We start from the raw sequence: 22,109 nt of genomic DNA on the forward strand, positions 1-22,109 counted from the left end.
TGAAGCCTTTGGCTTAGGAGCATGAAAATGAACGAACTGACGAACTTCGCCAATCCGATCCAGAAGCCGGAAACCTTCGACCAGATCCAGATCGGCCTTGCCTCTCCGGAGCGCATCCGCAGCTGGTCCTTCGGCGAGATCAAGAAGCCGGAAACCATCAACTACCGCACGTTCAAGCCGGAACGTGACGGCCTGTTCTGCGCCCGCATCTTCGGTCCGATCAAGGACTATGAATGCCTGTGCGGCAAGTACAAGCGCATGAAGTACAAGGGCATCGTCTGCGAAAAGTGCGGTGTCGAAGTCACTGTGTCGAAGGTCCGCCGCGAGCGGATGGGCCATATCGAACTGGCCGCGCCGGTCGCGCATATCTGGTTCCTGAAGTCGCTCCCCAGCCGCATCGGCCTGCTGCTCGACATGCAGTTGAAGCAGCTTGAGCGCGTCCTCTACTTCGAAAGCTACATCGTCACCGAGCCGGGCCTGACCCCGCTGGAGAAGTACCAGCTTCTGACCGAGGACGAACTGCTCGACGCGCAGGACGAATATGGCGAGGACGCCTTCTCCGCCGGGATCGGCGCGGAAGCGGTCAAGCAGATGCTGATGGACCTCGACCTGGAGGGCGAGAAGCAGGTGCTGCTGGACGAGCTGGCCGTCACCAAGTCGGAATTGAAGCCCAAGAAGATCATCAAGCGCCTCAAGGTCGTTGAGAGCTTCCTGGAATCGGGCAACCGGCCTGAATGGATGATCCTGGACGTGGTTCCTGTGATCCCGCCGGAACTGCGCCCGCTGGTGCCGCTGGACGGCGGCCGCTTCGCGACGTCGGACCTTAACGACCTCTACCGCCGCGTCATCAACCGCAACAACCGTTTGAAGCGGCTGATGGAACTGCGCGCCCCGGACATCATCGTCCGCAACGAAAAGCGCATGTTGCAGGAGGCGGTCGACGCCCTGTTCGACAATGGCCGCCGCGGCCGCGTCATCACCGGCGCGAACAAGCGTCCGCTGAAGTCGCTGTCCGACATGCTCAAGGGCAAGCAGGGCCGCTTCCGCCAGAACCTGCTCGGCAAGCGCGTCGACTATTCGGGCCGTTCGGTCATCGTGACCGGCCCGGAATTGAAGCTGCACCAGTGCGGCCTGCCGAAGAAGATGGCGCTCGAACTGTTCAAGCCCTTCATCTACGCCCGCCTCGACGCCAAGGGTCTTTCCATGACCCTGAAGCAGGCGAAGAAGTGGGTCGAGAAGGAGCGCAAGGAAGTCTGGGACATCCTGGACGAGGTGATCCGCGAGCATCCGGTGATGCTGAACCGCGCGCCGACGCTCCACCGCCTCGGCATTCAGGCGTTCGAGCCGGTCCTCATTGAAGGCAAGGCGATCCAGCTTCACCCGCTGGTCTGCTCGGCCTTCAACGCCGACTTCGACGGCGACCAGATGGCCGTTCACGTGCCGCTTTCGCTGGAAGCGCAGCTTGAAGCACGCGTGCTGATGATGTCGACCAACAACATCCTCAGCCCCGCAAACGGCAAGCCGATCATCGTTCCGTCGCAGGACATGGTTCTGGGCATCTATTATCTGTCGATGGAGCGCGAAGGCGAGCCGGGGGAAGGCATGCTGCTGGCCGACATGCAGGAGGTCCATCAGGCGCTCTATGCCAAGGCCGTTACCCTGCACTCGAAGATCGTCAGCCGGGTGCCGCAGACCGACGAAGCCGGCAATCAGTATATGAAGCGGTTTGAAACCACGCCGGGCCGCATGCTGCTGGGCGAATGCCTGCCCAAGAGCCACAAGGTGCCCTTCGACGTCGTCAACCGCCTTCTGACCAAGAAGGAAATCGGCGACGTCATCGATCAGGTCTATCGCCACACCGGTCAGAAGGACACGGTGCTGTTCGCCGACGCCATCATGGCCCTGGGCTTCCGCCACGCGTTCCAGGCCGGCATCTCGTTCGGCAAGGACGACATGGTGATCCCGGATTCGAAGACCGCGATGGTCGACGAAACCAAGGCGCTGGTGGCCGACTATGAGCAGCAATATCAGGACGGCCTGATCACCCAGCAGGAAAAGTACAACAAGGTGATCGACGCCTGGAGCCGTTGCGGCGACCAGGTCGCGAACGCCATGATGGACGAAATCCGCGCCCAGCCCAAGGATCCGCAGACCGGCCGCATGGCGCCGATCAACTCCATCTACATGATGGCGCATTCCGGCGCTCGCGGTTCGCAGGCGCAGATGAAGCAGCTTGCCGGCATGCGCGGCCTGATGGCCAAGCCTTCGGGCGAGATCATCGAAACGCCGATCATCTCGAACTTCAAGGAAGGCCTCACCGTCCTTGAATATTTCAACTCCACCCACGGCGCCCGCAAGGGCCTGGCCGACACCGCGCTCAAGACGGCGAACTCGGGTTACCTGACCCGCCGTCTGGTCGACGTCAGCCAGGATTGCACCATCGTCGAAGAGGACTGCGGCACCGACAAGGCGCTGGAGATGAAGGCCATCGTCCAGGGCGGCAGCGTCATCGCCTCGCTGGGCGAACGAATCCTGGGCCGCACCACGGCGCAGGACATCGTCGACAGCAAGGACGGTTCGGTCATCGTGCCGATCGGCACGCTGCTCGACGAAGCGCTCGTGGCCCAGATCGAGGCCATCGGCACGCAGTCGGTGAAGATCCGCTCGCCTCTCATCTGCGAAAGCAAGATGGGCGTCTGCGGCAAGTGCTACGGCCGCGACCTCGCTCGCGGCACCCCGGTCAATATCGGCGAAGCGGTCGGCGTCATCGCGGCGCAGTCCATCGGCGAGCCGGGCACGCAGCTTACCATGCGTACCTTCCACATCGGCGGCGCGGCGAACTTCAACGAAACGTCGAACCTGGAAGCCATGTCGGACGGCACGATCGAGCTGCGCGACATGCCGACCATCACCGACAAGAACGGTCGCCGCCTCAGCCTCGCCCGCAATGGCGAGATCGCGATCATCGACTCCGAGGGCCGTGAGCGCGAAACGCACCGCCTGCCTTACGGCGCCACCATCCTGTTCGCGGATGGCGATGCCGTGAAGAAGGGCGAGCGCTTCGCCGAGTGGGATCCCTTCACCATGCCGGTGATCACGGAAAAGCCGGGCATCGTGAAATATCAGGATCTGATCGACGGCAAGACGCTGACCGAGCAGACCGACGAAGCCACCGGCATCGCCCAGCGCGTGGTGACGGAGCATCGCGGTTCCGCCCGCACCAAGGAGGATCTGCGTCCGCGCCTCACCCTGCTCGACGACCAGTCGGGCGAAGCCGCTCGCTACATGCTGGCGGTGGGCGCGACCCTGTCGGTGGACGACGGCGCGCAGGTGCAGGCCGGTGACGTGCTGGCGCGCGTCTCTCGCGAAGCTGCGAAGACCCGCGACATCACCGGCGGTCTGCCGCGCGTCGCCGAACTGTTCGAAGCCCGCAAGCCCAAGGACAATGCGATCATCGCCAAGGTGTCGGGCCGCGTCCAGTTCCTCAAGGATTACAAGGCGAAGCGCAAGATCGCCATCAATCCCGAGGATGGTAGCGAGCCGGTCGAATACCTCATCCCCAAGAGCAAGGTGATCGACGTCCAGGAAGGCGACTATGTGAAGCGCGGCGACAATCTGATCGGTGGTTCGCCCGACCCGCACGACATTCTGGAGGTGCTGGGCATCGAGCCGCTGGCCGAATATCTGGTTGCCGAAATCCAGGAAGTCTATCGCTTGCAGGGCGTGAAGATCAACGACAAGCACATCGAGACGATCGTTCGCCAGATGCTGCAGAAGGTCGAGATCACCGTGTCCGGCGACACCACGCTGCTGGTGGGCGAGCAGGTCGACCGCGAGGAGATGGAGGAGATCAACGCGAAGCTCCAGCCCGGCTTCCAGCCGGCGGAGGGCAAGCCGGTGCTGCTGGGCATCACCAAGGCGTCGCTGCAGACCCGCAGCTTCATCTCGGCGGCGTCCTTCCAGGAAACCACCCGCGTCCTCACGGAAGCGGCGGTCCAGGGCAAGAAGGACACGCTGGTGGGCCTGAAGGAAAATGTCATCGTGGGCCGCCTGATTCCGGCGGGCACGGGCGCGGGCATGAACCGCATGCGGGTCGCCGCCTCGTCGCGCGACGCGGCGATGCGGGCCGCGCTGCGCGCCTCCAGCCAGGTCGACCTGATCGCACCCAAGACGGCTGCCGAAGAGCATGCCGCCGAACTGCGCCAGGGTCCGGAAGCCGCCATCGGCGACGATCCGCTGGCCGTCGTCCAGGGTGAGGATTTCACCACTGAGGACATGGAATAAGCGCTTTGAAATAAAGGGATCCGCTTCCTATCTCAGGAAGCGGCTCCCAGCCCTTCGTACCCCAAAAGGGATCGATGGAGAACCCGCCGGAAGCGACAGCTTGTCCGGCGGGTTTTCTTTCGGGGCGGCGGTCGGCAGGGTATGATTGTCGGGAAAGCCTGTCTCAAACCCCCTTGACCAATCCGGAATCGCCGCCTATTTGCGCCTCTCCGGTGAGCCTGTGGCCCATCCTGATGCCCGATCCTCTAATGGTAAGAGAGCGGACTCTGACTCCGTCAATCAAGGTTCGAATCCTTGTCGGGCATCCACATTTTCTTCGAAAATATTGAGAGCGGCAAAACCTGCCGGGCATTGACCGCCAAGGATGCCCAGCCCGGTCAGCGCTTTGTCGCGAAACGGCATTCCTTGGCCAGGCGGCGCCCCAAGTCCCAGGCGGGCTTGTAGACGGCCATGCCCTTGCGAAGCTGCTCGCACGACATGTTGAGCCCCCCGGCATAGACGATGGCGACCGTGCGGCCATCGGCGTCGCGCGCCACGGGAACGATGGTGATGGGGTCGCGCAAGGCGTGCTTCAGGCTTTCCCTGCTCTGGCGGGAACTATCCCGCGCGCAGGCCTTCCTCTTGCGGCAGCGGTCGGCAATGTCAGGCGCCTCGATGCCGAGCAGCCGGATCGGCTCGCCATTCACGCGCAGCATGCTGCCGTCGACCACGGTCAGGGCGGAAGCAAGGAACATCGCGGCGATCATGCCCTGCACCCCGTGCCGGGAAGCGCGACCCCCAAGCTGCCAATCATGTCCTCTCCCACCCTTGTCGCCCTGTGCAGCATTTTGGCGCGATCATCCGCAGAGCCGTTGCGGGAGCCCGCGGGGAGATTGGCGCCAAATTCATGCCTCCGATGGTTCCGGAAGGCCGGCGTCGGCATCGGAACTGGCCTTCGCTGAACCCCCGCTGCCGGCCAGCCCCGTTTCCGACCGGAAGCCTGTCCCTGTTGCGTATCTTTACGCATCCACAATCGATGCTCCACCCTATTTCGACATGGGGAGCAAATATGTATCGCTTTGATACAGAATATTAAAATATCCGTTCAGCCGATATATGGCTTCCGACATATTCAGCGTGCACGCTGGGGCGCTTGTCGCAGGAGACAGGCTGGTTCAGGTCGCGACCATGTCCGGCATTGACGGGCACCCGGCTGAAAACGCCCGTCGACCTGGGCGCCATGACGCCGGCGCCGCGACGGGAGCCGTGGACAGGCGGGAACCGACAGGTCGAGCATAGGGAAAGGCGTCAACGCCTATCTGTTCGCTGAATTTCGGGCATGGGGATTGCCCGCAAGACGCATGACCGTGTCCGGATGGCGAAGGCGCAGCCCTAACGCCGCTCCGCCGCCCATTCCGCTAACAGGCGGCGGAAGCTGGAGGAGCGAATGGGCGGATGCGCGCCGGTGGCCCGCGCCGCATCGTGCCGGCAGGCCGCTCCTCCAGACTCCGCGTCGCGCCATGTCGTCCGTGGGGGGAAGGACGGCGTTCAGCGCGACGCAATCAGGACGGGCCGGTCGCCGCCGGCCTGCGCCATCATCCGGGCGCGGTGGTCGGTGCGCAACCGCCCCAACATGTCGTCGCGTTCCCTGGCATCGCTGGCGACGATGATCCATGCCTCGAAGCGGGAAGTGGCGGCGATCTGCGGCGGCAGGGGCGTCAGCCGCCCCATGGTGCTCACCGCGCGCAGCGATATGCGGTCGACGGCGCGCGAGGATGAAGGTCGGGCCAGCGCGACGGCCTGGGGCCGCCCATCCTCGCCCAGGCGGAATTCGACGCGGGTATAGCCGGTCGCATCGCGGTCGAAATTCTGGTCGGCGGCGCGGCGAATGCTGCCGGCCAGCCGGCTCGCGGTCCGTCCCTGCCATTTTTCGATGGTCATTTCCTTATCCGCAGACGCAATGACGGTCAGTTGTTCGCCGGGCTGTCTGGCGCTCACCCCTGTCGACAGCAGCAGGGATGAGCAAAGCACCAAATATCTGGCACGCATAAGGGCCTCCTCCGCCGGGATAATGATTGAGTGGATCGCGGCTGCGGCGGTGTCTGACCGGCCGAAAGCGGCGCGAAGTTATATATTATAAAATCGGCTCTCCTGGTAATGAATATAAACCAGCAATCTCATCGGCATGCATGATATTTCACGATCGGCCCGTTTCCCGGGTGCCGCCGCATGGCTGCAAGGATGAGGCCGGGATATGCGCCAACCCGTTGTCGTTGATCAGTTTTGATGGGCGGGACCGCGCCTCGCCGCGACGACTCGGTCCTTTCCGGGGCATGCCGGCACGTCCCGCCGCTCGACGATATTCATCCAGGCCGCCCTCACCCGGTCCAGGCTGAACGCATCGATCCTGTCGCCAGGCAGGACGGCGCGCGCCGGATCGATCTGGCCCAGCAGCGCATCCGCCATGGCTGCGGCATCGGCGGGATCGACCAGCCGGCCGAAGCGCCCGCCATCCAGCAGATCGGCCGCATTGCCCGCCGTGCAGGAGGCAACCACCGGAACGCCCACGGCCATCGCCTCCAGCAGCACGTTGGGCGATCCTTCCCACCAGCTCGGCAGGATGAAGGCGTCGGCATGCGCCAGCCAGGGGAAGACATTGGCTACCACGCCGGGCAGCGCCAGATCGTCCGCCACGCCCAGCCTTCGGGCCAGCGCCATGAGCCTGTCGCGCATGCGGTCCCGGCTTTCGCCCAGGATGATGAGCCGCGCCCGCCGACTCTGCCGCAGGGTGGCGAAGGCGCGCAGCAGCGTCTCGAAATTCTTTTGCCTGGCCAGCCGCCCGATGGCGAGGATGACCGGAACACCCTCCGTCATCCAGCCATGGGGCGCCGGGCCTTCCGCCCTTGCCCGCGCCGCGGCGGCGTCTATGCCGTTGGGGATGACCGCCACCCGCCCCTCGCGCGCCGCCGCCGCAAAGGCCGGGGCTGCGGCCAGGGTCGGCGACACCAGCACGATCCGGTCGGCATCCGCGGCGATCAGGTGGGTCATGATCCGCCGTTCCCACCCTGCCGACCCGCCATGCGGGGCGCCCGGAATGGCGCGCACCATGTCGTTGCTGATGCGATAGACCCGGCGCGGGCCGCCAAGGCCCCTGCTGGCCGCCCAGGCGACGAAATGGCCATGATTGCCGGCGGAGATCAGCAGGCTGGACCTGCGCCGCCGCAAATGGCGGCGCAGCGCGCGGATCGCGATCAGCTTTTCGATCAGGCTCGACGCATGGCTCCGCTGGAGCAGCGGGAAGTGCCGCACCCCCGGCACGCCCTCGCCGCCCGGCGCCGCCGTGACCAGTTCCACACGATGGCCGCGCTCCGCCAAAGCCGCCGCCAGCAGCCGCGCATTGCGCACCACGCCGGTCGCCGTCAGGGCGTGAACGTAAATGACGATCATCGCCGCGCCTCCCTTCCGGCGGCGTGGGCCGCACGCCGGCGTTATTCGGGCAAACGGTCGAGAGGATCGCGGCATAATGCGCCCGCGCGTCCCGTCCCGACGCCTCGCCCGCTGACGATATGCACAATGTCTGTGCCGGGGTTCCGGTTCCTCCCGGTCAGTGCCGGCCCCTGCGCCGTCGGGCGGTGGCGGCGTCCCGATGCCGAAGTCGCGGGAGGATAGCGCGGCCCTGCTACGCTCCGACGATGCTCAGCCCCACCGCCTCGGCCACCTTGATCCCGTCGATGGCGGCGGAAAGTATCCCGCCCGCATAGCCCGCCCCTTCCCCGGCGGGATAGAGCCCCGCGACGTTCAGGCTCTGAAAATCCTTCCCCCGCGTGATCCGGATGGGGGAGGAGGTGCGCGTCTCCACCCCCGTCATCACCGCGTCGGGGTGGTCATAGTTGGCGATCTGCCGTCCGAACACCGGGATCGCCTCATGAAAGGCCTCCAGCACGAAATCGGGCAGGCAGCGCGACAGGTCGGTCATGGTGACGCCCGGCTTGTAGGAGGGAATGACCTCCCCCAATTCGGTCGAGGCGCGGCCGGCAAGGAAATCGCCCACCTTCTGCCCCGGCGCATGATAGCTTTCGCCCCCCGCGACGAAGGCCATGCTTTCCCAATGGCGCTGCAACTCTATCCCCGCCAGCGGCCCGCCGGGATAGTCGCGCTCCGGATCGATGCCGACCACCAGCCCGGAATTGGCGTTGAACTCCGCACGCGAATATTGGCTCATGCCGTTGGTGACGACGCGCCCCTCCTCCGAAGTCGCCGCCACCACCCGCCCGCCGGGACACATGCAGAAACTGTAGACGGTGCGCCCATTGGCGCAATGATGCGCCAGGCTGTAGGCCGCCGCGCCCAGCACCGGATGCCCCGCGCAATTGCCGTAGCGCGCCCGGTCGATCCAGCTTTGCGGATGCTCGATCCGCACGCCGATGGAAAAGGGCTTCGCCTCGATATGCACGCCCCGCCGATGCAGCATTTCGAAGGTCGGCCGGGCGCTGTGGCCGACCGCCAGCACGACATGATCGGTCTCGATGAAGCCCCCGTCCGCCAGATGCACCCCGCGCAGCTTCCGCGGGCCGTCGCCCTGCCGCTCCAGTTCCAGATCGTCGACCCGGTGCTGCCAGCGATATTCGCCGCCCAGCCCCTCTATCTGCCGCCGCATCGCCTCCACCATGGAAACGAGGCGGAAGGTGCCGATATGCGGATGCGCCTCGGTCAAAATATCGTCCGGCGCGCCCGCCGCGACGAATTCCTCCAGCACCTTGCGTCCCAGGAAGCGCGGATCCTTCACCCGGCAATAGAGCTTGCCGTCGGAAAAAGTCCCCGCCCCGCCCTCGCCGAACTGGACATTGCTGTCGGGATTCAGCTCGGCCCGGCGCCACAGGCCCCATGTATCCTTGGTCCGCTCCCGCACCACCTTGCCCCGGTCCAGGATGATCGGGCGGAAGCCCATCTGCGCGAGGATCAGCCCCGCGAACAGGCCGCACGGTCCCGCGCCGATGACGACGGGCCGCTTGCCCGACCAGCCGGAGGGCGCCTTCGCCACGAAGCGATAGCCGGTGTCCGGACGCGGCCGCACGTCATGGTCCCCGGCGAAGCGCTCCAGCACCTCCGCCTCGTCCGTCACCTCTATATCGACGCTATAGACAAGCTGGATCGCATTCTTCCGCCGCGCATCATTGCCCCGCCGCACCACGACATGGCTCAGCAATTGCCGCGGTTCCAGGCCCAGCCGCTCGCAAATGGCGGCTGGCATCGCCTCGGCAGGATGGTCGAGGGGCAGCTTCAATCCGGAAAGGCGCAACATGCCGATGCCCCTAAACCTAAAGCCGAGTCGGCTCCAGCCCCCGTCGCGATCCTAATCGGCAATTGGCCAGTAGCGGACATCAATTCCTCCCTACGCGAAGCGTGGGGAGGGGGACCGCCGCTGAAAGCGGTGGTGGAGGGGAAGATTCGGAGGTCGCGCCTTTTCCCCTCCACCAGCCTTCGGCCGGTCCCCCTCCCCATCTACCGATGGGGAGGAACAGGATAGGTCCGCTTTCCACCCAAACCAGTCACGACAGCGCAACGCATCAAGACCGAACGGAACGCAACCGCCCCCAAACCCATTCCCCAGCCAAAGCCGCCGCCATGCTCAACCCGGTCAACGGAAACAGCAACCCCAGCCCCAGCATCGATCCCGCCACGACCCGCTTCTCGCGCAGCCCCGCCGCAGGCGGCTCACCCGACCGCCGCTTCCACCACAGCAGCGGCGCGGTCAGGCACAGCAGCAGCAGGCACAGGCATCCCGCCAGCATCAGCAATCGGTTCGCCTCGCCATATTCCAGCCCCTGATGGGTGGCGACGCCCCATTCGACCGCCCTGGCTCCGCCGCCGAACATGCGCCAGTCGACATCCTGCGCCACCGCGCCGGACCCCGCATCGATGGTCAGCACATGCGCATCCTGCGCCTTCACAGCCTGCGCCGACACCAGCCACGGCATCCCCGCAGAGGCCGGAAAGCCGATCATGACCCCGCCCTTCAACCCGCGCACTTCGGCGATCCGCACGATCTCATCCACGCCCACGCCACCCGAACCGCCCGGCACAGCGCCGCGCTCCCGTAACGCCCAGGGCAGCGCCTCCTTCACCGGCGCGCTCCACGGAATAACCGCCGCCGAAGGCCGCCCCAGCCCCCGCTCCGCGATCAGCCCGCGCAACCCTCCGCCCCAGACCGAAGTCCAGGGCATGCCGGTCACCGCCAGAAACAGGATCGCCCCCGCCGCCAGAAAACCGACCGTGCCATGCAGGTCGCGCCAGAACAGCCGCCCGCCCGGCCGCCCGCGCAGCGCCAGCGCTCGGTTCCCGGCACGCGGCCAGCGCAGATACAGCCCGGTCACGCACAACAGGATCGCCCAGCCCGCCACCACCTCGACCAGCCGGTTGCCGACAGGCCCGGTCAACGCCAGACTGTGCAGTTCCTTGACCGTCCGCATGACACCGCCGTCCACCAGCCTCCCCAATATCCGTCCGTCATGGGGATCGACGAACCAGACCGTCCCGCCGACCGTCAGCCGCCAGCTTTCATCGGCGGCGGCGGGCCGCTGCATCTGGCTTACCGCCCCGCCGCTGGCCTTCTCCACCGCCGCGACCAGCCGCGACGGCGGCAGCAGCACTCCGCCCGGCCGCACCACGATCCGGTCATGATAGACGGCCCGCTCGATCTCCGGCTTGTAGAGATAGAGCGCGCCCGTCACCGCCATCAGCGCCAGCACCGGCAACACGATCAGCCCGGCATAGAAATGCCAGCGCCACATCGCCCGATAGAAGGAACCGCTTTTCACGGTCAGAACCGCGCCCGCACGCCGCCATAGAAGGCGCGCCGCTCGATGGGGTAGAAGGCCACGCTGCCCTCATTCGCAAGCGTCGCTGGATTGTCCGGCACATAGCGGACCAAGGCGCCAATATCGCCCACGGCCCGCTCCCCGGTCAGGTTGCGCGCATCCAGGAACAGGGTGACGCCCGGCTTCACCTCCGCCTGCGCGCCGAGGTTCAGCGTCGCATAATCCCCGACCCGCTTCGTGTTGGCATAGTCGACCCATGCCCCCTGCGGCAGCCATTCGATGGCGGGCGAAATGCTCAGCCGCTCCGTCCCCAACTTCAGCTCCGCCCGGTAGAAATGGCGCGGCACCACCGGCAGGCGATTGTCGCCGAACTGCGCATCGTCGCGGAAGCGGAAATCGCTATATTGATAGACCTGCCTCAGGCTCGCCCATGGGGTCAGCTTCAGGTCCAGCCCCGCCTCTATCCCCTGATGCCGCGTCCGCCCGGCATTGAAGGTCGCTGCCGGATACAGCCCCGCCACCACATTATATTGCAGCAACTCGCCCTTGAGATCGGCGCGATAGAGGCTGACGTCCCAATGCGCGATGCCCAGCGTGCCGCGCGTGCCCACCTCAACCGTCCATGCCCTTTGCGTGGCCAGCGGCGTAAAGCCCGGCGCACCACCGGCGGGCGCCTGCCCCAGTTCGATGAAGCCGGGCAATTCCGCCGAGCGGCTGTAATTGGCGTAGAATTGCACCGCCTGCGCCGGCTCGAACAGCAGCCCGAATTTCGGCGCGAAGGCGTCGAACGACACGTCCCCGCTCCGCGCCGGGGCGAGGCGGTTGTCGAGCCGCCGCTCGCCATGGGTATAGATGCCGCCCGCGATCAGCCACAGCCCCGCGACGGGCGCGATCCGCAGCTCGCCATAGCTGTTGATCGTCTGCGCCCGCGCCTTCTGATAAGAGGTCGGCGCACCCGCCCGCCCGTTCAGATTGACGAACTGGCGGAAGCGCCCATGCCCGAACCGCGCCTGCGCGCCCAAAGTCAGTTCGACCGGCATCCCGCCCAGATCGGCCGCCAGATCGACGCTGGCGAAGAACCCGCGATCCTCCGACTTCTGGTCGACCACCTGATAGATGGGATGATCCAGCGCCTTGGCGTTGAAATAGACGCCGAAGGCCAGTTCGCCGCGATCCAGCGCCACGGTCGTGCGGTTCTGCAGCCGGATCGAATCGATGTTGCGCGCCTGATCGCCCGCGAAATTGCCCTTGGCCGGATAGTCCAGCGCATCGCCTTCATTCAGCGCGCCGGACAATTTCTGCCGGATCGTCTGCACGCTGGCATAGAAGCGCGTCTCCACCCGGTCATTGAGCTTCAGCCCGACATTGCCGTTGAACCGCAGCGCCCGCCGCCGCCCATGGTCCCGATCGCCATCGGACCGATCGGCGGTCAACGCGGCCCACGCATCCCCGCGCCCGTCGCTATAGCCATAGGCCGCCTTCGCCCGTAGCGTGTCGAACGCCCCCCCATCGACCCGCATCTCCGCACCCGGCGCGCTCAGCCCGGTCGGCGTCACCGCATTGATCGCCCCGCCCAGCGTCGACCCGCCCAGCCGCAGCGCATTGCCGCCGCGATAGACCTCCAGATGCTGGAACACCTGCGGGTCCAGTTCCTGGAAATCGCCGTTATCGTCGGCCATGTTGATCGGAATGCCGTCCTGCAACAGCGTCAGGCCGCGCATATGATAGCCCCGCGACAGGCCGGACCCGCGAATGGAAATCCGCACCTCCTGCCCGAACCGGGGCTGCGTATAGACGCCGGGGGAAAAGCTCAGTGCATCGCGCAGGGAAACGGCGAGCTTGTCGCCGAAATCCTCCGCCGGCACGACGTCGACGCCGCCGGGGGTGCGGACGATTTTCGTCGCAGCATCCTCCACCATGGGACTGGCGGTGACGATGATCCGGCTCTGCTCGGCCTCCTCGGCCAGGGCGGGAGCGGACAGGGAACAGGCAAGCGCGCACAGCGAAATGCCGCGCGAAACGGAAAAGACAGACATGAAACGATGACCTTGCTGAAAAAATCGCGGAAAATGGCGGATTTTTCAGAAGGCGGGCGGCCCCGAGGAGGGCGGCGGCGGCGCGGCCAGCCGGGCGATCAGCCCGGTCTTGAGCGCGAAGGCGATCGACCCGAAACCCAATTGCCAGGCGGGCAGAGGCAGATCGGCGAGGGCCAGCGGCGGAACCAGCGGCTGCACCGATGCGGCGAAGGGACAATGCTGCTGCCCCGGTGCGCCGTCATCCGGGCGATGCTTGTCCGACGCCCCGTCCCGGTCGAAGACAGTCCGGTCGACCACGACGTTGACCGCCCCTTGCCCCGTGCAGAGCGTCACCACAACGCCCCGTTCGGTGCGCACAGGCATGAAGCCCGAAGGCGCGACAAGCTGCATCGCCAGCACGAGCATAGCCAGCGCGGCCAAAAGGCCCTTCGCGGATTCCGATCGTCTGACTGCCCCCATCATGGCGCAAAGCCCTAGCGGCGCCCGCCCGTCCTGTCACTAGGACAAAAGGGCCACGGCTGGCATACTAACCTTGACGTAAACGTAAAGCAGAGTTACATCACCTGCCATGGACAAACGCACCACTCTTGCGGGCATCGTCGAACTGCCCGATCATAGCGACCGGCAAGCCTATAGCATCACCGACCTGTCGGAGGAATTCGGCGTCACCGCGCGCGCCCTGCGCTTCTACGAGGACGAAGGGCTGATCGCGCCGGAACGGCAGGGCCTTGCGCGCATCTATTCGCGTCGCGACCGCGCCCGCCTGGCCTGGATATTGCGCGGCAAGCGGGTGGGATTCAGCCTGTCCGACATTCGCGAGATGATCGACCTCTACGACGCCGACGAGGAGCATGAGGAACAGCTCCGCGTCACCGTCGCCAAGTGCGAGGCGCGCATCGCCCTGCTCAACCGCCAGAAGGAGGACATCGACGCCACCATCGCGGAGTTGATGCATTTCCTGGACGTCCTCCAGCAATAATCCCCCTAACCGCAGAACAAAATCCGTCGGAGAAGATCATGCCCAGCTACACCGCCCCTGTTCGCGACACCCGCTTCGTGCTCGACCATGTCCTCGGGCTGGATCGCTACACCAATCTGCCCGGCTTCGAAAACGCGACCGCCGACCTGGTGGAGGCGATCCTGACCGAAGGCGGGAAGGTCGCCGCCGAAATCCTCTTCCCGCTGAACGCCGTGGGCGACAAGGAGGGCTGCACCCGCCACCCGGACGGCAGCGTCACCACGCCGACCGGCTTCAAGGCGGCCTATGACACCTATGTCGAGGGCGGCTGGACGACGCTGAACGCGCCGATCGAATATGGCGGCCAGGGCCTCCCAAGCATCGTTGGGACGGCCGTCAGCGAATATACGCTCTCGGCCAATCTGAGCTTCAAAATGTATCACGGCCTGACCAATGCCGCGGTCGAAGCGCTGATCGCCAAGGGCAGCGAGGAGCAGAAGCGGATCTACATCCCCAATATGGTGTCGGGCAAATGGGCTGGCACGATGAACCTGACGGAACCGCATTGCGGCACCGATCTAGGTCTCATCAAGACCAGGGCCGTGCCAGGGCCTGACGGCAGCTTCACGATCACCGGCACAAAAATCTTCATTTCGGCCGGCGAGCATGACCTGACGGAAAACATCATCCACCTCGTCCTGGCCAAGACCCCTGACGCGCCGGAAGGCAGCAAGGGCATCTCCCTCTTCGTCGTTCCCAAATTCCTGGTGAACGAGGACGGATCGCTGGGCGAGCGCAACGCCGTCTCCTGCGGTTCGCTGGAGCACAAGATGGGCATCCACGGCAATTCCACCTGCGTCATGAACTATGACGGCGCGACCGGATGGCTGGTGGGCGAGGAGAACAAGGGCCTGGCCGCCATGTTCATCATGATGAACGCCGCCCGCCTGGGCGTCGGCCTGCAGGGACTGGCCCAGGCGGAGGTCGCCTATCAGAACGCCGCCGCCTACGCCCATGAACGTCGCCAGGGCCGGGCGCTCACCGGCCCCAAGGATCCGCAGGAAAAGGCCGACACGCTGTTCGCCCATCCCGACGTCCGCCGCATGCTGATGGAGGCGAGGGCCCTGACGGAGGGGTTGCGCGCGCTGATGCTCTGGGGCGCGCTCCAGGTCGATCTTGCCCATCAGGCGGCCACGGAGGAAGAACGGCAGGCGGCCGATGACCTGCTGCAACTGCTGACCCCGGTGATCAAGGGCTATGGCTCGGACAAGGGCTTCGACGTCACCGTGATGGCGCAGCAGGTGTTCGGCGGCCATGGCTACATCTGGGAAAATGGCGTCGAACAATATGTCCGCGACGCCCGCATCGCCCAGATCTACGAGGGCACCAACGGCGTCCAGGGCATGGACCTTGTCGGACGCAAGCTGCCCATGAACGGCGGCCGCGCGCTCCAGGCCTTCCTCAAGATCGTCGGGGAGGAAGTGGCGCAGGCCAAGGGCGACGAAAAGCTCGCCGGCTTTGCCGAAGCGCTGGAAAAGGCGAGCGGCCAGCTCGGCGCGGCGACCATGTGGTTGATGCAGAATGCGATGAAGAACCCCGACAATGCCGGCGCCGGCGCGGTTCACTATATGCACATATTGGGCATCGTCGCGACCGGCCTGATGTGGCTGCGCATGGCGAAGGCGGCCACCGCCCTGCTGGCGGCCGGCCAAGGCGACGCCAAATTCCTGGAAGCCAAGCTGGTGACCGCGCGCTTCTTCGCGGAACGCATCATGCCGGACGCGGGCGCGCTCCGCCGGAAGATCGAGGGCGGCGCGGACAGCCTGATGGCGCTCGATCCGGAAATGTTCCTGGCGGCCTGAGTCCCAGGACGAGGCAGGGACGCCGCGCCCCGGCCAACCGGGCGGGCGTCCTTGCGCTTTCCTCCACCGCCGCCGACCTCCTGACACAATGCGCCCGGGGCGGCATAGGCCCATCGGACAATATGATCGGCGCGGGCGCGCGCTTCTGCTGTCCTGCATGCTGGGCATGCTGATGCTGGTCGCCAACAGTCTGCAATGGCTGGCCGCGCTCACGGCGATGGCTCTGCTGTCGACCTCCACCACGCTCTGGTTTATGTCGGATGCGCGCTGCCGGCGCTCAGGCTTTAGCTGGCGGTGTCGATGGCGCTGGTCGGGCTGGACTATGCGCTCTGGACATTATGGGCGCGGGACTGGTGGCGAGCGTGGCCAGCTTCCTGCCGATGGCGCGGGAATTTCCCTTTTTCGCTGGGCGCGGCGGGAGGGGGAGGAAGCTTTGCTTCAATCAAGCGCACCGTGCTCCTGCGAAGGCAGGAGCCCAGTTCGAAGGGTGGGACTGGGCTCCTGCCTTCGCAGGAGCACGGTGCTTTTAAAGGAAATGGGGAGAAATCAATCCCCCCATAATTCCTTGAGCTTGCTGAAAAATCCCGTCGATTGCGGGCATTCCTCGCCCGTTTCGGTTTCGCGGAACGCTTCCAGCAGTTCGCGCTGCTTGGCGCTCAGCTTGGTCGGCGTCTCGACATCGACCTGAATCACCAGATCGCCTTGCCCGCGCCCGTTCAGCACCGGCATGCCCGCGCCGCGCTGACGGATCTGCTTGCCGGACTGGATGCCGCTGGGAATCCGGATCTCATGCCGCTGCCCGTCCAGGCCCGGCACCTCTATCACGCCGCCCAGCGCCGCCGTGGTGATGCTGACCGGGGCGCGGGCGAACAGGGTCGTCCCGTCCCGCTCGAAGATCGGATGCCGCTTCACATGCAGGAAGATATAGAGGTCGCCCGCGGGAGCGCCCCGCGCCCCGGCCTCGCCCTCGCCCGACAGGCGGATGCGGGTGCCTTCGTCGACGCCGGCGGGAATGTTGACGGACAGGGTCTTGGGCCTGTCCACCCGGCCTTCGCCCCGGCAGCTACGGCAGGGGCTTTCGATCACCTGGCCCGCGCCATGGCAGGATGGGCAGGTGCGTTCGACCACGAAAAAGCCCTGCTGCGCCCGCACCTGGCCATGGCCATGGCAGGTGCCGCAACTCCTGACGCCCGTGCCCGGCTGCGCGCCGGACCCGTCGCAGCTTTCGCAAGGCGCCGAAACCTCTATCTCTATCTCGGTCTTCTTGCCGTGATAGGCGTCGTCCAGCGTGATTTCCATGTCGTAGCGCAGGTCCGCGCCGCGCCGCTGGGCCTGCCGCCCGCCGCCGAAGCCGCCCGCCGCCTGGCCGAAGATGGTCTCGAAAATATCGCCAAGGTCGGAAAAGCCGCCCGCGCCGCGCCCGCCACCGCCGAAACCGCCGCCATTCTGGAACGCCGCATGGCCGAAACGGTCATAAGCGGCGCGTTTCTGCGGGTCTTTCAGGCATTCATAGGCTTCGGAAACGGCCTTGAACTTGGCCTCGCTGTCGGTGCAGCCCCCGGTCTTGTCCGGGTGATATTTCATCGCCAGCTTGCGGTATGCGCTTTTGATCGCGGCCGCATCCGCCGTGCGCTCGACTTCGAGCAGTTCGTAATAGTCGATTTCGGTGCTCATCTCGCCCCCGGCGTCCCTGCCCCGTCACGGCCATAGCAGTCATGACGGGGCAAGCACATCAGCTTACGCCTTGTTGTCGTCCACTTCGGAGAATTCGGCGTCGACGACATCGTCGTCCGCCTTCGGCGCGTCCCCGCCCGGAGCAGCGGCGGCCGCCTGCTCCTTCTCGTAAATGGCCTGGCCCAGCTTCATGGCGATCTGCGCCAATTCCTGCGCCTTCGCCTTCATCGCCTCGGCATCGCCGCCCTCGACCGCCGACCTGGTGGCGGCGATGGCGGTTTCGATCTCCGACTTGAGGCCAGCGTCCACCTTGTCGCCATGCTCGCTAAGCTGCTGCTCGGTGGTGTGGATCAGGCTTTCGGCATTGTTCTTCGCCTCGGCCGCCTCGCGCTTCTTCTTGTCCTCTTCGGCGAAGCGCTCGGCATCCTTGACCATCTGGTCGATGTCGGCGTCCGACAGGCCGCCCGACGCCTGGATGCGGATCTGCTGTTCCTTGCCCGTGCCCTTGTCCTTGGCATGGACGTTGACGAGGCCGTTGGCGTCGATGTCGAACGTCACCTCGATCTGCGGCACGCCGCGCGGCGCGGGGGGGATGCCGACCAGGTCGAACTGGCCGAGCAGCTTGTTGTCCGCCGCCATTTCACGCTCGCCCTGGAACACGCGGATCGTCACCGCCTGCTGATTGTCGTCGGCGGTCGAATAGACCTGCGACTTCTTGGCGGGGATGGTGGTGTTGCGGTCGATCATGCGGGTGAACACGCCGCCCAGCGTCTCGATGCCGAGGCTCAGCGGGGTCACGTCGAGCAGCAGCACGTCCTTGACGTCGCCCTGCAACACGCCCGCCTGGATGGCGGCGCCCATGGCGACGACTTCGTCCGGGTTCACGCCGGTATGCGGTTCCTTGCCGAAAAATTCCTTCACGGCCTCGCGCACCTTGGGCATGCGGGTCATGCCGCCCACCAGCACCACTTCGCTGATCTCGCTCGCGGAGACGCCCGCGTCGGCCAGCGCCTTCTTGCAAGGCTCCATCGTCCGCTTGATGAGGTCGGCCACCAGCCGTTCCAGATCGGCGCGGGTGATGGTCTTGACCAGATGCTTGGGACCATTCTGGTCAGCGGTGATGAAGGGCAGGTTGACTTCGGTCGACTGCGCCGAGGACAATTCGATCTTCGCCTTTTCCGCCGCTTCCTTGAGGCGCTGGAGCGCCAGCTTGTCCTTGGTGAGGTCGATGCCCTCATCCTTCTGGAAACCAGCCGCCAGGAATTCCACCAGCTTGGCGTCGAAATCCTCGCCGCCCAGGAAGGTGTCGCCGTTGGTTGACTTCACCTCGAACACGCCGTCGCCGATCTCCAGAATCGAGATGTCGAAGGTGCCGCCGCCAAGGTCATAGACGGCGATGGTCTTGCCGTCCTGCTTTTCGAGGCCGTAAGCGAGCGCGGCCGCGGTCGGCTCATTGATGATGCGCAGCACTTCCAGACCAGCGATCTGGCCCGCGTCCTTGGTCGCCTGACGCTGGGCGTCGTTGAAATAGGCCGGAACGGTGATGACCGCCTGCGTGACCGTCTCGCCCAGATAGCTTTCGGCGGTTTCCTTCATCTTCTGCAGGATGAAGGCGGAAATCTGCGAAGGGGAATAATCCTTGCCGCCCGCCTGCACCCAGGCGTCGCCGTTCGGACCCTTGGCGATGCTGTAGGGCACCAGCTCCATGTCCTTCTTCGTCATCGGATCGTCGAAGCGGCGGCCGATCAGGCGCTTCACGGCGAAAATGGTATTGTCCGGATTGGTCACGGCCTGCCGCTTGGCGGGCTGGCCGATCAGGCGTTCGCCATCCTTGGTGAAGGCGACGATGGAGGGCGTGGTGCGCGCGCCTTCCGCATTTTCGATCACCTTGGGCTTGCCGCCGTCCATCACAGCAACGCAGCTGTTGGTGGTGCCCAGGTCGATACCGATTACTTTTGCCATTGTGTCCTCTTTGAACCCCAAATCATATTCAGCGGTTGACGGCCCCATACCTCACGAAAGCGCCAAGGCAAGGGCGTTTGCGCAAGGGATATAGGCGTGCTTTTGCTTGGCACAAGAAGCTGTGACGATTACCTCATGGAAACGACCGGAAACGGGACATTGAGGAAGCCTTTGCCCATGCGCGCATTTTACCCGCTGATCGCCCTTGCCGCCCCTCTCGCGCTCGCCGCCTGCGGCGATCCCGCGCCCACCTATATCGATCAGGCCTGGGTGCGGCTCAGCCCCAACAAGGACATGCCCTCCTCCGGATATTTCGTCGCCCATGGCGGCGATGCGGACACGGCGCTGCGCGGCGTGCTCACCGATTACGCCCTGAAGGTCGAGATGCACGAAAGCATGAGCGAGGGCGGCAAGATGACCATGAAGCCGCTCGACAGCGTTCCCATCCCGGCAAAATCCAAGGTCGCCTTCGCGCCGGGCGGCAAGCATCTGATGCTTTGGGGCGTCAACGACACGGCGATCGGCCGGGGCAAGATGACGCTCACCTTCCTGCTGGCCAATGGCGACCGCCTGCTGGTCGACGCCGTCATCCAGAAGCCCGGCGCCGCCGCTCCGGCCGCCGAATCGACGGAGCATGAGGCGCATTGACCGGACGCCCGCTGACCGAGTCCGAAACCGCCCTCGCCCGGTCGGTGTTCGCCGCCGCCATCGATTATCGGCGGGTGCAGGTGCATGATCGCAAATGGTGGCCCTTCCAGCCCCGGCAAGTCACCATGGCGCCGGACGGCGACCTATGGTTCCATCCGGAAAGCGGCCTGTTCTGCGCCGATTTCTGCGACAGCCCGCTGTCCATCCAGGGACATTTCATCCATGAGATGACCCATGTCTGGCAGGCGCAGCGGGGCGGCAGATGGTATCTGCCGCTGATGCGCCATCCCTTCTGCCGCTATGCTTACGACATCGTGCCTGGCAAACCTTTCCGCCGCTACGGGCTGGAGCAGCAGGCGGAGATCGTTCGCCACGCCTTCCTGCTGCGCCGGGGGGTTCCGGTAGAGGGCAAGCCGCCGCTTCCGGTCTATGAAGCGCTGCTGCCGTTCAGCCGGAGTTAGGCTGTATCCACATTCAGAAGATGGCGAGCCGAAAATGGTGATTTTCCGTGACCCGGCGCGCAGCCTGCTCAAAGCAGGTGAGCAGCGGAAGCACGGGGATTGAAGCGAGGCACGCGACTCGCTTCAACCATTTGCAGGCCGCCAGGGCTGAATGTCGATACAGCCTAGGGCCGCCCAGCCTGTCGCCCGCCCCATTCGGCCATGCCCGGTCTTCAGCGCTTGACCGACAGGCGGTAGATCATCTGGTGGTGATAGGGCTTGCCCGGATCGACCCGCGCCGACAGGAATTTGGGCTGGTTGGGCGAATCGGGGAATTTCTGCGGCTCCAGCGCAATGCCGTCGCCCATGCGGTAGAGATGACCCTGCTTGCCGATCAGCGTGCCGTCCAGGAAATTGCCGGTGTAGAATTGCACGCCCGGCTCCGTGGTCAGCACCTCCAGCACGCGGCCCGACGCCGGGTCTTCCAGGCGCGCGGCCAGTTCGGGCGTCCTGGTCACGCCCTTGTCCAGCGCGAAATTATGGTCATAGCCGCGCCCGGCGACGATCTGCGCGTCGCGGCCATCGCGAATGCCGTCCGCCACGCGGCGCGGCGCGCGGAAATCGAACGGCGTGCCCTCCACCGGCTTCAGTTCGCCGGTCGGGATCAGATTGGCGTCCACCGGGGTGAAGGCCCTGGCGGTTATGGTCAGCAGATGCCCCAGCGCGCTCTCCGCCGATCCCTCGCCCGCCAGGTTGAAGATCGCATGGTTGGTCATGTTGACGATGGTCGGCTTGCTGGTCTTCGCGTCGAAGGCGATGCCCAGATTGCCCGCCTCGTCCAGCGTATAGGTGACGGTCGCGTCGAGCTTGCCCGGATAGCCGGCGTCGCCGTCCGGGCTGGTGAGCGACAGGACCAGCGTGGCGGTCGGCCCGCTTTTCAGCGACACGACCTTCCACGCCTGCTTGTCGAATCCCTTGCCGCCGCCATGCAGCGAATTGACCTTGTCGTTGAGCGGCAATCGATAGCTCTTGCCGTCCAGCGTGAACTTGCCGCCCGCGATCCGGTTGGCATAGCGGCCCACGGTCACGCCGAAATAATTGGGACGGTCGACATAGCCGGCAAGATCGTCATAGCCGAGCAGGACGTCCGCGATCCTGCCGTTGCGGTCCGGCCCGGCCAGATTTTGCAGCGTCGCGCCATAGGTCAGGATGGTGGCGGACACGCCCTGCGCGTTCTTCAATGTGATCGCCTCGATCGCCGTGCCGTCGGCCAGCGTGCCGGCGGGCGCGCGGCTGGCCTCCGCCGCCAGTGCCGCCGTGCTTGTCATCATCAGGGCGCCGCCGTATGACAACGTTGCCAATACCATTTTATTCATAAGGGCCTTTCGCATGCGGTTCCTCCCCGACGCCATTGACGCGTCATCGGTGGAGATATACTCATACAAAAT

At 65.4% G+C, this 22,109-nt stretch carries 15 protein-coding genes and 1 tRNA gene; 6 read left to right on the forward strand and 10 right to left on the reverse strand.

Going from position 1 to position 22,109, the window contains the following annotated elements; all coding sequences use genetic code 11:
* The first annotated feature begins 27 nt into the window (after window positions 1–27).
* Both rpoC and SIDU_RS09315 read left to right on the forward strand, forming a co-directional pair.
* Window positions 28–4,284 (forward strand): DNA-directed RNA polymerase subunit beta', encoded by a 4,257-nt coding sequence (gene rpoC / locus SIDU_RS09310; RefSeq protein ID WP_007687060.1) that lies wholly within the window; start codon window positions 28–30, stop codon window positions 4,282–4,284.
* A 234-nt stretch (window positions 4,285–4,518) separates the two neighbouring features.
* Window positions 4,519–4,592: transfer RNA gene (locus SIDU_RS09315), tRNA-Gln, on the forward strand.
* 69 nt (window positions 4,593–4,661) lie between these two features.
* On the opposite strand, the gene SIDU_RS09320 is transcribed toward SIDU_RS09315, so the two are convergent.
* The 7 genes from SIDU_RS09320 to SIDU_RS09350 all read right to left on the reverse strand — a co-directional run bounded on the left by SIDU_RS09320 (window position 4,662) and on the right by SIDU_RS09350 (window position 13,579).
* Complete coding sequence (locus SIDU_RS09320; RefSeq protein ID WP_007687059.1) at window positions 4,662–5,030, reverse strand: thermonuclease family protein; 369 nt, start codon at window positions 5,028–5,030, stop codon at window positions 4,662–4,664.
* A 781-nt stretch (window positions 5,031–5,811) separates the two neighbouring features.
* Window positions 5,812–6,312: an energy transducer TonB gene (locus SIDU_RS09325; RefSeq protein WP_007687058.1), complete on the reverse strand. Its 501-nt coding sequence runs from the start codon at window positions 6,310–6,312 to the stop codon at window positions 5,812–5,814.
* Between the two features lie 228 nt (window positions 6,313–6,540).
* Window positions 6,541–7,710: a glycosyltransferase gene (locus SIDU_RS09330; protein ID WP_007687057.1), complete on the reverse strand. Its 1,170-nt coding sequence runs from the start codon at window positions 7,708–7,710 to the stop codon at window positions 6,541–6,543.
* Window positions 7,711–7,942: 232 nt separating this feature from the next.
* Window positions 7,943–9,565: an NAD(P)/FAD-dependent oxidoreductase gene (locus tag SIDU_RS09335; protein WP_007687056.1), complete on the reverse strand. Its 1,623-nt coding sequence runs from the start codon at window positions 9,563–9,565 to the stop codon at window positions 7,943–7,945.
* Window positions 9,566–9,830: 265 nt separating this feature from the next.
* Window positions 9,831–11,081 (reverse strand): PepSY-associated TM helix domain-containing protein, encoded by a 1,251-nt coding sequence (locus tag SIDU_RS09340; RefSeq protein ID WP_409349293.1) that lies wholly within the window; start codon window positions 11,079–11,081, stop codon window positions 9,831–9,833.
* Between the two features lie 2 nt (window positions 11,082–11,083).
* On the reverse strand, window positions 11,084–13,117 hold the full coding sequence (locus tag SIDU_RS09345) for a TonB-dependent receptor family protein (RefSeq protein WP_037510952.1): 2,034 nt from the start codon (window positions 13,115–13,117) through the stop codon (window positions 11,084–11,086).
* A gap of 45 nt (window positions 13,118–13,162) precedes the next feature.
* Entirely contained in the window at window positions 13,163–13,579 is a 417-nt protein-coding gene (locus SIDU_RS09350; RefSeq protein WP_007681963.1) for a DUF2946 family protein, read from the reverse strand.
* Between the two features lie 106 nt (window positions 13,580–13,685).
* Here SIDU_RS09350 and SIDU_RS09355 point away from each other — a divergent pair, with 106 nt between their 5' ends.
* Both SIDU_RS09355 and SIDU_RS09360 read left to right on the forward strand, forming a co-directional pair.
* Window positions 13,686–14,096, forward strand: coding sequence for a MerR family transcriptional regulator (locus SIDU_RS09355; RefSeq protein WP_007681965.1), 411 nt, complete (start codon window positions 13,686–13,688; stop codon window positions 14,094–14,096).
* A 38-nt stretch (window positions 14,097–14,134) separates the two neighbouring features.
* Window positions 14,135–15,937 (forward strand): acyl-CoA dehydrogenase C-terminal domain-containing protein, encoded by a 1,803-nt coding sequence (locus SIDU_RS09360; protein WP_007681967.1) that lies wholly within the window; start codon window positions 14,135–14,137, stop codon window positions 15,935–15,937.
* Between the two features lie 546 nt (window positions 15,938–16,483).
* Here SIDU_RS09360 and dnaJ read toward each other — a convergent pair.
* Both dnaJ and dnaK read right to left on the reverse strand, forming a co-directional pair.
* Window positions 16,484–17,611 (reverse strand): molecular chaperone DnaJ, encoded by a 1,128-nt coding sequence (gene dnaJ / locus SIDU_RS09365; protein ID WP_007686380.1) that lies wholly within the window; start codon window positions 17,609–17,611, stop codon window positions 16,484–16,486.
* A gap of 63 nt (window positions 17,612–17,674) precedes the next feature.
* On the reverse strand, window positions 17,675–19,573 hold the full coding sequence (dnaK, locus tag SIDU_RS09370) for a molecular chaperone DnaK (protein ID WP_007686378.1): 1,899 nt from the start codon (window positions 19,571–19,573) through the stop codon (window positions 17,675–17,677).
* Between the two features lie 177 nt (window positions 19,574–19,750).
* On the opposite strand from dnaK, the gene SIDU_RS09375 reads away from it, so the two are divergent.
* Together SIDU_RS09375 and SIDU_RS09380 are read left to right on the forward strand one after the other, a co-directional pair.
* The gene (locus tag SIDU_RS09375; protein ID WP_007686376.1) at window positions 19,751–20,221 is read left to right on the forward strand and encodes a copper chaperone PCu(A)C; all 471 of its coding nucleotides are present in this window, start codon (window positions 19,751–19,753) and stop codon (window positions 20,219–20,221) included.
* Entirely contained in the window at window positions 20,218–20,682 is a 465-nt protein-coding gene (locus SIDU_RS09380) for a hypothetical protein (RefSeq protein WP_007686375.1), read from the forward strand. Before SIDU_RS09375 ends, SIDU_RS09380 begins: the two co-directional genes overlap by 4 nt.
* A gap of 212 nt (window positions 20,683–20,894) precedes the next feature.
* On the opposite strand, the gene SIDU_RS09385 is transcribed toward SIDU_RS09380, so the two are convergent.
* Window positions 20,895–22,037: an aldose epimerase family protein gene (locus SIDU_RS09385; RefSeq protein ID WP_454888508.1), complete on the reverse strand. Its 1,143-nt coding sequence runs from the start codon at window positions 22,035–22,037 to the stop codon at window positions 20,895–20,897.
* Between the last annotated feature and the right edge of the window lie 72 nt (window positions 22,038–22,109).

The sequence above is a fragment of the Sphingobium indicum B90A genome, from assembly GCF_000264945.2.
In the GTDB taxonomy this organism is placed as follows: Bacteria; Pseudomonadota; Alphaproteobacteria; order Sphingomonadales; family Sphingomonadaceae; genus Sphingobium; species Sphingobium indicum.